This window comes from Parabacteroides sp. PF5-6, from assembly GCF_029504695.1.
Taxonomy (GTDB): Bacteria; Bacteroidota; Bacteroidia; order Bacteroidales; family Tannerellaceae; genus QVMG01.
The window spans coordinates 215,866-230,162 of sequence record NZ_JAQFIN010000004.1; the positions used below are offsets into that span (position 1 = coordinate 215,866).

The 14,297-nt window shown below is 47.3% G+C and carries 8 protein-coding genes and 1 tRNA gene; 4 read left to right on the forward strand and 5 right to left on the reverse strand.

The features are described from left to right. Nucleotides 1-24 precede the first annotated feature (24 nt). Nucleotides 25-585, reverse strand: a complete 561-nt coding sequence (locus M2133_RS06800; RefSeq protein WP_277465275.1) for a hypothetical protein — start codon at nt 583-585, stop codon at nt 25-27. 88 nt (nt 586-673) lie between these two features. Beyond that, entirely contained in the window at nt 674-1,873 is a 1,200-nt protein-coding gene (locus M2133_RS06805; RefSeq protein ID WP_277465276.1) for a site-specific integrase, read from the reverse strand. Nucleotides 1,874-1,994: 121 nt separating this feature from the next. On the opposite strand from M2133_RS06805, the gene M2133_RS06810 reads away from it, so the two are divergent. Both M2133_RS06810 and M2133_RS06815 read left to right on the forward strand, forming a co-directional pair. Continuing rightward, nucleotides 1,995-2,067: transfer RNA gene (locus M2133_RS06810), tRNA-Thr, on the forward strand. 112 nt (nt 2,068-2,179) lie between these two features. Further along, a complete protein-coding gene (locus M2133_RS06815) occupies nt 2,180-2,476 on the forward strand; it encodes a nucleotidyltransferase domain-containing protein (protein ID WP_277465277.1) in 297 nt (98 codons plus the stop codon). Nucleotides 2,477-3,559: 1,083 nt separating this feature from the next. On the opposite strand, the gene M2133_RS06820 is transcribed toward M2133_RS06815, so the two are convergent. Continuing rightward, entirely contained in the window at nt 3,560-4,528 is a 969-nt protein-coding gene (locus M2133_RS06820; RefSeq protein ID WP_277465278.1) for a hypothetical protein, read from the reverse strand. Between the two features lie 161 nt (nt 4,529-4,689). On the opposite strand from M2133_RS06820, the gene M2133_RS06825 reads away from it, so the two are divergent. Together M2133_RS06825 and M2133_RS06830 are read left to right on the forward strand one after the other, a co-directional pair. After that, nucleotides 4,690-7,494 (forward strand): ATP-binding protein, encoded by a 2,805-nt coding sequence (locus M2133_RS06825; protein ID WP_277465279.1) that lies wholly within the window; start codon nt 4,690-4,692, stop codon nt 7,492-7,494. Between the two features lie 3 nt (nt 7,495-7,497). Further along, on the forward strand, nt 7,498-8,601 hold the full coding sequence (locus M2133_RS06830) for a 6-bladed beta-propeller (RefSeq protein ID WP_277465280.1): 1,104 nt from the start codon (nt 7,498-7,500) through the stop codon (nt 8,599-8,601). A gap of 15 nt (nt 8,602-8,616) precedes the next feature. Here the strand turns inward: M2133_RS06830 and M2133_RS06835 are convergent, their stop codons facing one another. Further along, nucleotides 8,617-9,333 carry a hypothetical protein gene (locus tag M2133_RS06835; protein WP_277465281.1) on the reverse strand — a complete coding sequence of 239 codons (717 nt, stop codon included), beginning with the start codon at nt 9,331-9,333 and terminating at the stop codon, nt 8,617-8,619. 40 nt (nt 9,334-9,373) lie between these two features. Beyond that, the gene (locus M2133_RS06840; protein ID WP_277465282.1) at nt 9,374-14,092 is read right to left on the reverse strand and encodes an efflux RND transporter permease subunit; all 4,719 of its coding nucleotides are present in this window, start codon (nt 14,090-14,092) and stop codon (nt 9,374-9,376) included. Nucleotides 14,093-14,297 lie beyond the last annotated feature (205 nt).

Genomic DNA, 14,297 nt, shown 5'->3' on the forward strand with positions numbered 1-14,297 from the left:
AACTCTCTGGTTGGATTCTAAGCATTACAGGTTAAGCCATTTTTTAGATGCATAATATTTAGGTGGACTATCCTTGAATAATAAGTAAATTCTTATTTTAGGATTGAAACCACCCACTTTCTTTAGCAGAAATTCTTTCGATTTCTCAAATAAAGAATTGCTTTCGAGTAAAATAATGTAATAGCATAAATTCCTTCTTGATACTATTAGATTATTTAAAGTTTTAATATCTTTATCAATACCACTATGGTTTTTGTTTATTGACCTTTTGTAATATTTAACTTCTATAGCTATTGCATCCGAGTCATTTTTGTATCCTTTATTCTTAACATTACTTTTTTCATACTTATCCCTTTGCAAAATAACAATATCAACTCTTGCACTATGCCGGGATGCATCATTATTATACCAAGGAATTTGAGTATGAACATCCAAATTATCACATTTGATATTGTCAGCAATAATATTTGATAAATGGCGTTCAAAATCAGACTCGCATAAAATAGAAAGTTTATTGTTTTCTATGTACTTATATGTTTCAAAAAGAGCTTTTTTGATGGTGTTTTGCTTGACTATTTCACACATAACTTGCTATTTGATTAGACTTCAAATGTAATAATAATCTGATATTTAACCTAAAAAATCCCACCTATTACAGGTAGGATTCTCTCTTTTATAGCAAGTTTTTCATCGCTTCATCTATCTGGGAGTTCTCAAAGCTATCCAAGTAAATCTGTGTAACCTTTTCTGAACTATGCCCAAGACATTCGCTAATTATAGACGTAGATACACCGGAGCGTTTCAAATTCGTGGCGAACGAATGGCGGCTAACGTATGTCGTAAGCTTTATTGGTAGCTTCAATTCTTCTCCGATTGCTTTCAGGTGCTTACTCACATGACCATAGACTTTATGTACCCGGTTCACCTTCTGTTGTTCTGTCTTATGAAAGGAAGAGAGAATTGGAAAGAGATAAGGAGAATCGTCTTGTTTATACTTTGCTATCAAATCAATTGCACGTTGTTGTAACGGAATTTTTATAAGTTTCTTTGTTTTCTTTCGCTTGTACACCAACCGATCACCAGTTATATGATCTGTTGTTAGTCTTGCAATATCAGCAAAGTTGATACCTGCTGTTAGATAAGCGAAAGTAAAAACATCTATTGCAAAACATTCATAGTATGACTTTCCTTGATAATTGAGAATACTTATAATTTCTTCTTTGGTGATAGATCGTTTTGCAGTCTGTTCGTTTAGCTTAGAAACCTTAAACTTCTTGAACGGATAGTAATCAGGCTTGACTATATTCTCTTCAATCGCTAAATTATAAACCACCCTCAAATGGCGGAATCGTGTTCCAATAGTATTTAGTGCAAAGCTTTGCTTATGCTGCCATGCTTCATACTTTTTCAACCAAGCCACATCAATATCAGAAAAGAGAATATCCAAATGACCATTGTACGCCAGTAAAGAAGTAAGCGTTGACTCATACATTTGCGCATAACGTAAACGATTTGCATCTTTCAACCTTGTAATGTATGAATCGAATAATTCTTTTACGGTTTTTACCTTTACTGGATTGTTTACCTTCGCTAATAGAGTTGTCGCTGTAAACTCTTTCTTTGTTGCTTTGAACTCTAATATCTGCTCTTGATACTCTTTTGTTCGTTCAGATATTATCTGAATGATCTGTTCTCTGTTTGGACAATTTCGCTTAGGTTGATTCTTTTCAAAATCCCAATGTTTAGGATTTATAGAGATTCCTAAACTCAAATACTTCCTTTTTCTATCCTTAGTGATACGAATCATTAAAGGATGTTCGTTGTTTTTCAATACTTTAGCTTTGTAACAAATTGCATTTACAGTAGTACTCATGGTTTACACACTGGTTTACACAACCTGTATAAATTGAAGTAAAAACAGCATAAAAACACAAAAAACGACAGGATTAAAAGACCTGCAAATAAGCGATATTGCACTGATTATCAATATGCTTGCCGAAATAGCTCAGTTGGTAGAGCAATTCATTCGTAATGAATAGGTCGCCGGTTCGAGTCCGGCTTTCGGCTCAGACAGTATGAGACAGTTACCTTAGAGGGTGGCTGTCTTTTTTTGTATCTGCCTCTTTATCTGCATGTCAAAAACTATTCTTACATTTGCATAAAGCAGAATTCCAAATTTATGGACTTAAGTAAATATATACCCGTGATCGTTGCTTTGTGTAAACAACACAAGGTAAAGAAGCTATTTGCTTTTGGCTCTGTATTTACCCCTCGGTTCAATGAGAAGAGTGATATTGATATGGTGGTAGATTTTGAGGAGGTGGACCTAATGGAGTATGCTGATAACTACTTCTCACTGAAAGAATCCCTCTCTCGCCTACTCGGACGGGAAGTGGATTTATTGGAAGACAAAGCTATCCGCAACCCGATTTTACGGAAGAATATTGATAACTCGAAACAGTTAATCTATGGATGAGTATATAGAGAAACATCTGAATGATGTATTGATGTCCATTCGCAATGAACCGCTCGCCGGTTCGAGTCCGGCTTTCGGCTCAGTGGGAGAGAGACAGTTACTTTAAGGGTGGCTGTCTTTTTTTGTATCTGGCTCTTTATGGATCACCCCGAACCGAAGGTCGCTAAGCGAAGCGTAAAGCAAAAGTTGTGGATTTGAAGGCGCCACACCCCCCTTTTCCAAACTACCGGTAGTTTGCGCGCAAACTACTAATATTTTGTCGACAAACTACCGGTATTTTGTGAACAAACTACTGGTCGTTTCTGAAGGGAATATTAATGTTTCATTTTCAATGGTTTATAAATTCGTGAAGTTCACATCGAAGAAAATTTGAAGATCTTCCGGTGATAGCAAATGGACATTCTCGGCTCCTCTTCTTGGATAAGAAGAGGGGGACCGCCGGCATAGCCGGTGGTGGAGCAGTTTGATCCTAATCGTATATGAAATAAGTATTTATCATTTGTTGCGGCATTCAAACTGCCCCACCATCGCAAGCGATGGTCCCCCCCTTCTTGTCCAAGAAGGGGAGCTGAGAATGTCCACTTGCTACCCCGGAAAATCCTCAAGTCTCACAAGATTTGAACCCCGCCACACCCCCTTTTCCAAAACATTGCACTTTGGGCGACAAAACATTGCGCTTTGGTCGAGCAAAGTGCGATGTTTATTCTGGGCAGCCTACACATAAAAGTTTTGACCCCGGTCTTCACCTTTCACCCTTCATCGAAACCCCTGTATTGATCAGCGTTTTGGGTGAAGGATTGGAGAAGATTATGATCAAGGATGGAGTCCTCACCAAAAGGCCGGCGGGGTTTTCCAAAAGGCTGCCGGCCTTTTTTAAAGGGCTGCCGGGGTTTTAGAAAAGGCCGGCGGCCTTTTTCGGGAAGCCTTCGGAGGGCTGCCGTTTTTTTAAGGTATTCCTTTGCCTTTCACCCGAAACGCTGATCAATGCAGGGGTTTCGGTGAAGGGTGAAAGGTGAAGACCGGGGTGTGAACTTTTATGTGTATGTGTTGCGTCGGGCCGTGTCAAAACCTTTTGAATAGTCTTTAGAGCAGCGACAGGCTATCTATGATCTCGTGTTGTTTCTTTAAGAAATTGAATCTTTCTTTTTCGTTGCATTCGGTGATCAGTATGGATTGGTTTTTCATGGATTGCAACAGGCGTTTGAGTTCTTCAAATACCTTTTTGTCGGTAGTGGCGACCCCGTTGAGTAAGAATGATTTTATGATTGTCAGATGATAATCGGGACCTTCGATATAGCAGTAGCTGGTGTCTATACTTACGTTTGAAATATAGATGTTGATCTTTTTTCCGGTCTCTTTGAAAATGCCGGTACGGGTCCAGCTGTCGATCTCATCCAGTATCCTTAACAGGTCTTGCTTGATCCGCAGGATCTCTTCTTCGGTGATCAAACCGACATAATAGAAATGTTTGATGCTCGTGACCAGGTTGCTGAATAGCTGATAATCGAATACATATTCCGTTTGTAAACACTTGGCCCATTTCACATTTTCCTCCTGCGTCTGCTGCAGCTTATCAACGATGACGATGTCTTTATAAGGTATGACTTCGCTTGGGGAGTTGGATTGGTATTTCCATTTGAAGAGATAGAATTTGAAGATATGTTCGTAGCCTACATATAAAGGCTGGGGCAGTATGTTGGTGATCTCACCTCCTTTGGCAAACGGCGTATCCTTGAAGAATTTCAGGATGGTGATTATCTCTTCCATCAGGGCGAAGTCGGATTCGGCCGGATTGATGTATTCTATTAGTTTGAGTTTGAGTGGTTTGGATATGGGTGAATTGATCATGTCCAGGCTGTCTAACGAGATGCCCAGTTGGCGGGAGATGGTTACAGCTTCGTAGAAAGTAAAAGGCACTTCCCCTCTCAACCTTCTGTATACCGCTTCTTTTCCAATGCATAAGATATCGGAAAGAATACCTGCTATTTCCGTTTTCTGTGAAATCTTTTCTTCTATCTTCGCTAAAAAATTGGTGTAAAGTTCAGATTTCATATGGATCTGCTGATTTTCGGGGATAAAACAATTCTGATGGCTACAAATATACAAAATACTTATTCATGTACGAAAAAAGTTGCTTGGTCGATTTTATTTTGTTGAATAACGGTGATTTATGTATCTTTGCTGATTAAACTGCCATAGTATATAAAGAAAATATGAAGGACGTACAGAAAGAAGCGGATAAGCAGGGTAGGGTTGCCAATCCGTTTGATCTTCAGACTCTCCCCGATTTGTTGGATATGGGTTGGTGGGAAGCAGATATCGAGCGTAACCGGTTCTCTTGTTCGGCTTATACCGCCGGATTGTTAGGGTTTGAAAGTGAATCCATCGATATTGAGTTTTTCTATAAGATGATCCGGGAGGATTATCGGGCGCGTGTTATTGCTTCGATCTCTTTGGCCACAAAGACCCAGGCTTCGCAGCAGATATTCCCCGTGTATGTAGCAAACCAAACGGTATGGGTATGTGCGCGTTTCAAACGCAAAGACGACGGATATAAGATCGCCGGTATGATACATACCGTAGATGATCAGGAAACGCATATCTCGGAAGTGGCTTCCCATGATACCGTCAAGAACCTGATCTACCAGTTGAACGGGATCGCCACTTCGCTTCTGGCCTTTATGAAAGGAGAGAAGCTGGACGATATGGTCAACCATATCCTCGCCTCCTTGGTGACCCACTTCAGCGCCGAGCGCGCCTATATCTTTGAATACTACTGGGAGACCGCTACACAGAGCTGTACCTACGAAGCCGTCAGCCGTCCCGGTCTGGAAGAGATCGAGAACCTGACGAATATGCCTTGCGATGCCGATACCTGGTGGAACCAGCAGGTACTGGCCCAACGTCCGATCATCCTCAATACACTCGACGACCTGCCCGATTGGGATGTGTACGACCGGGAGATCCTGGAGTCTCAGGATATCAAGTCGCTTATGGTTGTGCCTTTCATCAACCAGGACAATACGATCTGGGGCTATGCCGGCATTGATATCGTCGACCGCCAACGCAACTGGTCGGACGAAGACTTTCAGTGGTTCTCTTCCCTGATGCACATCATCAACATCTGTATCGAGCTGAGCAAGTCCAAAGCGCAGATCCAGGAAGACAAAGAATACCTGCAGAACCTCTACAAATATATGCCGATCGGTTACCTGCCGTCGAAGATCATCTACGACGAGAACGGTGTGCCGGTTGATTTTGTGTACACCGAGGCCAATAAAGAGATCGAACGCATCACCGGACGGCCTGCCTCCGATATCGTCGGTATGTTGGGCTCCCAGTCGAACTCTTTCCACGACCTGCCCTTGATGGTCGATGTGGTGAATACGAAGAAGTATGTCGACTTCGACATGACGTTGCAACCCTATAATAAACATTGCCGGATCATTAAGTTCTCCCTGCGCAAAGACGAAGTAATCTCGCTCGTACTCGACGTAACCGATGCCACCAATACCCACAAGGCACTGGAAGAAAACGAAAAACTACTGCGCACCATCTACGCCAACCTGCCCGTCGGTTTCGAGCTGTTCAGCCGTGAAGGCAAACTGGTACAAACCAACGAGAAAGCACTTGAAATACTCGGCTTGAGTGAGCCTACTTCGGATGATGTCTTGAATATCTTCGATCACCCGATGATCCCCGCCGATGTGAAGCGGAAGATGAAAAGAGGGGAGACGGTCGACTTCAATCTCATCTACGACCTCAACAAGATCAGAGACTTCTATCAATTGGACGAACCGGATAAACCGCTGCAGAACCTGACCCTAAAGATCGCACCCATCTTCGACGGCCGACAGGAAGTGGTCTACTACCTGCTCCTGATCATCAATAATACAGAGACTACCAACGCTTACCTGAAGATCCAGGAATTTGAAGAATACTTCTCGTTGATCGCCAACCTGGCCAAGGTGGGTTACTTCAAATGGAACCTCACCACCAACGAAGGTTTCGGTATCAGCCAATGGTTTATCAACCTCGGCAAGCCGGCTACCAGCCAGATGACCGAGAACCTGGAGGATATCTACGGCAATCTCTATCCTGAAGATTTCAATGCCATCGCCCAATTCTACGCCGCTGCTACCGCCGGCGAAGCCCATAGCTTCGAACGCGAACTGCGCGTGATGGACGGCGAAGGACATATCCAGTGGCTGCGCTGTACGCTGATCGCCCGGAAGGAAAAGATGAGCAACGATATCGAACTGATCGGTGTAAGCTACGACATCACCGAATTGAAAGAGATGATCCTTGCCAAAGACAAAGCAGAAGCACTCGACCGTCTCAAATCGGCCTTCCTGGCCAATATGAGCCATGAGATCCGGACGCCGCTCAACTCTATCATCGGCTTCTCCGACCTCCTGGCCGAGACCAACGACGAAGACGAACGCAAGGAATTCATCGCCATCATCCAGCGTAACAACGAACTCTTGCTCAAACTGGTGTCCGATATCCTCGACCTGTCGAAGATCGAGTCGGGGACGTTCGATTTCGTACGCCGGGAGATCAATACCCATACCATTTGCGAAGAGGTGATGCAGACCTTCCGCAACAAAGAACTGCCCGAAGGGGTCGAACTGCAGTTCGACCACGACCTGCCCGAGCAGGTGATGTTTGCCGATCCGGGACGGGTGAAGCAGGTGTTGATGAACTTCATCACCAACTCGTTGAAGTTCACCCATCAAGGCTATGTCCGCCTGGGCTACGAACTTAAACCCGACGACACAATGCTGTTCTTCGTCGAAGACACAGGTACGGGTATCGCACCCGAGAATATCGAAAAGATATTCGACCGCTTTGTCAAGCTCGACAGCTTCGTACAGGGTACCGGCTTGGGCCTGTCGATCTGCAAGAGCCTGATAGAAGAGATGGGGGGCGTGATTGGCGTCTCCTCGGAAGAGGGCAAAGGTTCCCGCTTCTGGTTCACTCTGCCCCTATGCCTCGAACTGGCCGGGCAGGAGTAAGGAATGCGTCTGAAGCACTATATATCCGGCCTTTTTGCCGTCTGCCTCCTGGCCTGTGCGCCGAGAGGGCAGGAGTTTGTGGCGATCGATTTATCGAAAGATAAGTTCGAGGCCGTCACGCTCACGCTGGAACCCTATGTCAAGCAATGGATCCGTGTCGATCTGGAGACCACCTCCGAGGCACTGATCACTCCCTACCACAGTATCTATCCCTGCCGCCATTCAATAGTCGTCTACAACTACAACCGGATCATGGAATTCGATTATACAGGGAAATACCTCGGTGAGATTGCCGGACCGGGAGAAGGACCCGATGAGATCGGCTCGCTGATCGACTGCCAATTCGATACCGACAACAACCGCCTGTATTGGATCGACCGACTCAAACCGGATCATATTCGAGCCTACGACCTGAACACCCATACCCATCTGCCGCCTGTGCCGATCGCTGCCCGACGGATGTTGTACGCTTTCCGCGTGATCGACCGTTCGACCTTGCTCTGCTTTCCTTATATGGGCAGTCGCCCCCAGCGGTGTTATTTTCAGGATATGGAAGGCCGTTTTATCAGACAAGAAAACCCCTCTTTCGAAGACCCCGAAGGCCCTTTCGTGGCTACGCCCCTCAAAGTCTTCGCCCATGAAAACGAATGGTTCTACCAAGGCATACTGGAGGATACGGTCTACTCGGCCACGACCCGCGAGCCGCTGATGTCGCTCGCCAAAGGAAAAAGCGCCACACCCCAAGAGGCCATGTTGTCGCCCGAGAACAAACTGAACTTCCTCAACCCGCTTTTCTATACCACCGATACCTATTGGCTGGCACACAACCTCTATGAAGTACGCCCCGTGCAGGAGAACTCCTTCGAGATGTTCCCCGTCCGGCAACGTTGTTTCCGCTATCACCTGAAAGAGAAACAAATGGTAGAGGTTACCGGACTCTACTTCGAGCCCCTGGACAAGACCTATACCGCTGCGGATATCGGCGAATGGATCTCAAAAGTCTCTGCATTGAACCCCGCCAAAGTAGTCGTCAACTACCCGGCAGACGAACTATCACCCGAGGCCTCAGACGAGAACCCCATCCTGTTTATCGGGGATTTGAAGTAGTCTCCCTTCTCTCATTTACCCGACGAACTTCTCACGTTGCTGCAGCTTCAACAGCCCGATCATCATCCAGATCATACTGCCGATCAACAGGAAGATACGGCTCTTGATAACTATCCCTTCCCAAATGGCAGGCATAAAGTTATTAGGTACCCGGAAAGGGTTGAGCAACACGTTCCAGAACGTCCGCTCGATAAAAGGCATATTGGAGAAGAAGAGCATCAGGATGCTCGTCACAATCACCACCACCGCCGTGCCATTGCCGCTGCGTGTAAGGGTAGAAAACATAAACGCCATATTACCATAGAACAATAACGGAAACATCAACTGAATCGTCATCTCAAACGGATTGATCGGGTAAATCAATATCACCGCCAGATAACCGAAACCCAACAGAATAAAGAAGATGCCCACATAGATCATCAACAACCGCACGCCCCATACCTTATATTTATAGTTCGGAATGCCAAACAACAATTCAAGGATCCGCGCGTCTTCATCATTCTGTATGCCGAACACGGCCGGGTAAAAGATCAGTAACACTGCCGGGAAGATCAATAGTTCATACAGTATACCTTCATTGATCTCCTCCTGTTCCCATGCAAACTGGAACATAAAGAGGCAAAAGAAAGCCAGTGCCGCCAATAGAAACCAGAAGAACTTACCGGCGAAGATCACCTTCATATTGTATTTCGCCACCCGTGGGGCGAGGGAGAGGAATTGTTTTAGTGTCATTTTTGTCGCTTTCAACTTTCAACTTTTAACTTTCAACTATTTATGTTTGCTTGAGCAAACATAAATAGGCATCTTCCAGATTAGGTTCCACCCGCACAGCCCCCTCGAAAGGTTGCTCCGTAGAGAGGTAACGCACCTGGATCGTTTCTTCATCCTGGATATGATGGATCACCAACGAAGGATCCAATTCTTGTTCGAACTGCTCTTTCGTCACGGAGAACTTCCATATCTTGCCCTCTGCCATTCCAACCATATTCGAGGGATGCCCGAAGTACTTCAGGTCTCCTTTGTTGATCACCACCACCTGGTTGCAGGAACTGGCAATATCTTCGATGATATGGGTCGAGAAGATCACAATGCGCTCCTTGCTCAACTCGACCAACAAGTTGCGGAAACGAATGCGTTCGCGCGGATCCAGCCCTGCCGTCGGCTCGTCGACGATCAGGATACGCGGCAGGTGCAACAAGATCAACGCAATACCAATCCGCTGCTTCATCCCGCCCGAGAACGAACCGATCTTATCGTCTTTGCGCTCGTACATATGCACCGCTTTCAACACGTATTCGATCCGCCCGCGCCGTGTGTCCGCATCGGTAATGCCTTTCAGTATAGCCTGGTAATCGAGAAACTCGGTCGACGACATATTCTCGTACGTACCGAATTCCTGCGGCAGAAAACCAATCAGGCTCTGTAGTTCCTCCCGGTACACACGTGTGTCCAGCCCATTGATCCAGATGCTGCCATAACTCTGTTCCAGGATGCCGCAGACGATACGCATCAATGTCGATTTCCCGGCACCATTAGGACCCAACAATCCGAACATACCCGTGCGGATCGTAAACGAAACCCCGCGCAAGGCCTTGAACGGCTTACGCTGTTTCCCAATCAACGGAATACTCTTCACCAAGCGGAACCACGAACGACGCAGCCCGGCGAACCGCCCTTTCACCCGTTCGATATTGATCTGGTTGTCGTACAGATAATGCGAAGTGATATAGATCGCAATACCCACGCCCCAGAGCAATCCGATGGTAATTACCAGGTTTGGGCTATCCATCTGCCGGAACATAGCCGTTAGGATCAATAGCGGGATACCCCAGAATACGACCCGGTTCAGGATCTTGATCCAACGCCTTGCCGGATACCGGTAGAAAAGGTACTGTCGCAGCTTACGCCACAACGCCAATGCCGAGAAGTAAATGGCGATCGACAACAGGAACAGCCACAGGTCGCTATCGAGATAAACGTAGGTAAACCAAACGCCAAACCCAAACAACACAAACTGCCAAAGTGCCGGGATAAAATCTTTCAAGCGATGAAACTCGTTCTCCAGCCCCAGTCGGCGGCGCAGGTTCAGCCCGCTCTGCCACTGACGCGAGAAGCGTCCCGGCCAGTCGTATATCTTTACCAAGTTACGGATGACGATCTCGATCTCTGCCTGCGGGTCGATCACCTTCGCCTGTGCCCGGCGCAGGCTGTTCTGCGCGAAGTAGGTCATACCCGGAATCGCGATCACCAGCGTGACGAAATAAATGATCTGCCACAACAACCCTTCGGCATAATACCAGATACAGAACGTACCCACGGCAAAGAGAACGGCATGGATAAACCACATCCGCTTCGAGAGCGTTCGGTACCATTGCAACGTATTCTCCATGCCCATACAAGCCGTCGGCACAAGTATCAGGGTCAGCAATGCCGAGAACGTCAACCCGCCGATCACCGTAATGGCGAAAGGCGCCCCGATGGCTCCCGCGTATTCCGAATCACCCATCGCCAACGGCAACATCGCCACAATGGTGGTGATCGACGTAATCAGGATCGGACGAATACGCGACAAGCCGGCAGTCATCAACGCCCGACTACGCCGGAAGCCTCGCCGGCGCAGGATATTGGCATAGTCGATCAGGATAATGCTATTGTTGACTACGACCCCCAACAAGATCAGGAAGCCCGTCAGCGTATTGGCATTCAACAAGCTATTACCCGTAATCAATAATGCCACCAACGAACCGATCGCCGCCAGCGGAATGGCAAACAACAACACAAAAGGCGTCGACAACGACTCGAAAACCGAAGCCAGAATCATGAATATCAGGATAAAAGCAGCAAAGATCAGGAACTTAAACTCTGCAAACGCGTCCTCCTCGTGAAACACCTCGACTGCCACGCCCGAAGGCAGGTTGTAGTCGGCCACCAACCGGTCGATATCCGCCCGGTAGCCTTCCAGTAGCGACTTCGACGACTCCACATCGCGCGAGAAATTATAATACACCTCGATCTGCTTGTCCTGATTGACACGCAGGATCTGTGAGCGTCCCCGCCCATATTCGATGGCGGCGATATCGTCGAGCCGGTGCAATCCGCCCGTGCCGCTCTGCACCTGTATCGCCCGCAGGTCGTCGACTGTCTTGTCCCGTCGCGCCTGTTCTTCCTCCTCTTCCGTTAGGATGCTGTTGCGAATGATAATATCATAGCTCTCATCGCCAACCTTAAACGAGCTGCCCGACGAGAGGTCACCATTCAATGTCATCAATCCCGCGGAGATATTGCCCCGGCTGATCTCATACGAAGTCAACAGGATCGGATCAAAGTTCAACAGGATCTCCGGCTGCCGCCGATTAGACGACACGCGTGAGCTGCGGATAAACTCCTGCTCGTTGAGGTAGTAACGGAAGTCTTCGGCAACGACCTGCATCATCTCGAAGTCGGCGCCCTTAATAACAATCCGTTCCTGGTTGTCGCCAATGCCCAATAAACGCATGAAGTTACCCATGCCGCCCATCGAGGCACCGCCGCCACCTCCGCCGCCTCCGCCACCGCTATTGCCGCCCGAAGCTTCGGTGATCGACACCTCCGCCCCGTTGATATTGCGCAATAGCCGTTGCACTTCGGCTTTGATATCCGCGATCTTGCGTTTACCGATCTTCTGGTAATCTTCTTTCAGGATCAATGTCAATACGGCTTCCCGCTCCTGCACCCGGCATACCAGCTCCTCTTTCTCGGGAAACTCCGCCAGCCGGTCTTCCATCACGCGCACGGCCAGGTCGGTCGTCTCCAACGTGCTGCCCGTCTGCATACTCACATAGATATTGAAGCGGTCGGAGTCGACATCCCGCATCTGCTGGATATTGAGCGTGATCGAAAGAATAAGCGTCACAAAGAGTACAACCACCGCCCCCAGGATCGTTACGCCCGGATTGCGCATACACGTCTTCAAAAACACAAGGTAGACCTGCACCGCCCGCTGCCTGACCGACACCTTTTCGTAGAACACACTCTTACCTTTCTTGCGTTTGAGAATCAGGTAAGTCGCCATCGGAATAAACAACAAAGCGACAAAAAGTGAGATTACCAGCGTCGAAACAATCGACACCCCAATATGATGTCCAATCATCTTGATCAGGAAGTTATCCGAGAACACAAAAGGAAGGAACACCGTTACAGTGGTCAGTGTCGCCGCCAGGATCGATCTCCATACTTCTTTCGTGCCCTGCGTCACGGCGCGTTCGGCAGGCATTCCGCCCCCCGAGAGCCGGTAGATATTCTCCAACACCACCACGCTATTATCCAACAGCATACCGACCGCCAATGCCATACCAACCAGCGTCAGGCTATTGATACTGATACCGAAAGCATAAAACAGATTAAACGCCGTATACACCGAGATCGGGATCGACAGCGCAATAAAGAACACCAGCCGCAGGTTGCGTAGAAACACCCAGAGAATCAGGATTGCCAGAAGTCCGCCGGTCAGTGCCAGTTCGATGATCTGGTTGATATTGTCCTCCATAATCTGCGCCGTATTGTTCTGCACCACAATCTCTACATCCATCGGTCGCAATTCCTCGTTCAGGCGTTCGATCACCTGCAATGTACGGTGCGACAGCTCAATCAGGTTTGCCTGCGAATCATTTGTGAGCGCGACGGCAACCGCCTCTTTGCCATTCACCCGGCTAAAGGTCGTCTCCTCTTTCAGATCGAAAAAGATCGTCGCAATATCCTTCAACAGTATCGGGCCGGGTGCCACCACGATATTCTCCAATTCGGAGACATGTGTATAGAGCGAGTTAATATGCACAAAGAATTTCCCGTAAGACTCGTTCACATAACCCACAAATTCTTTCTCGCGGGTGTTCTGTGCCAATAAGTTACTGATCTGTGCCGCCGTCAGGTTAAGCGCTTTGCAGGCTTCCGGATCGAGTTGGATCTCAATCGCCCGTTCCCGACCCCCGAATACGTTTGCAGCCGCTACCCCGTCGATATTCTCCAATTCAGGCAAGACCTCTTTATCCACCACATTACGTACCCGGTCGACACCGCCCGAGCCACGCACCTGCACGACCATAAAGTTATTGGTCAGTTGCTTCGTGTCGATCTTATGCACCTGCACGTTGATCCCCTCAGGAAACCCGGCAGCCACCTCGTTGATCTTCTCCTCCAATCGCAGGGAAGTCATCTTGAAGTTGATATTCTTCTTAAAGTCGATCTGGATAAACGACTGCCGGCTGTCGACGGTCGACTCAATCTTCTCTACCCCGCCAATCGAGCTAATCGCCCCTTCCAGCGGAATAATAATGTCAGACTCGACATACGAAGGATCATTCTCCTGTTGTGAGCTCACCTGCACGAACAGCATTGGCAACTCCGCATTCGGCAATAACTCCACCGGTAACTGCTTATACGACACATAGCCCAGCAACGTAAGTGCGATAAACAGCATACAGATCGTTATCCTTCTATGTAGTACAAAGTTCATACGATTCAATATTACATTAAATTCATGTTAATATATATTTTTACTTAATATTATTTAACGCTGACATCTCCGATTATCCTATCAAAAGCAGCAAAATATGACATTATGGCGTATTTTCGGCCTGCCTTCGATGTGCCTTCGATATGCCTCCGATGTGCCTTCGATGAAACATCGTAGAAAACATATAGAAAATATGTAGAAAATA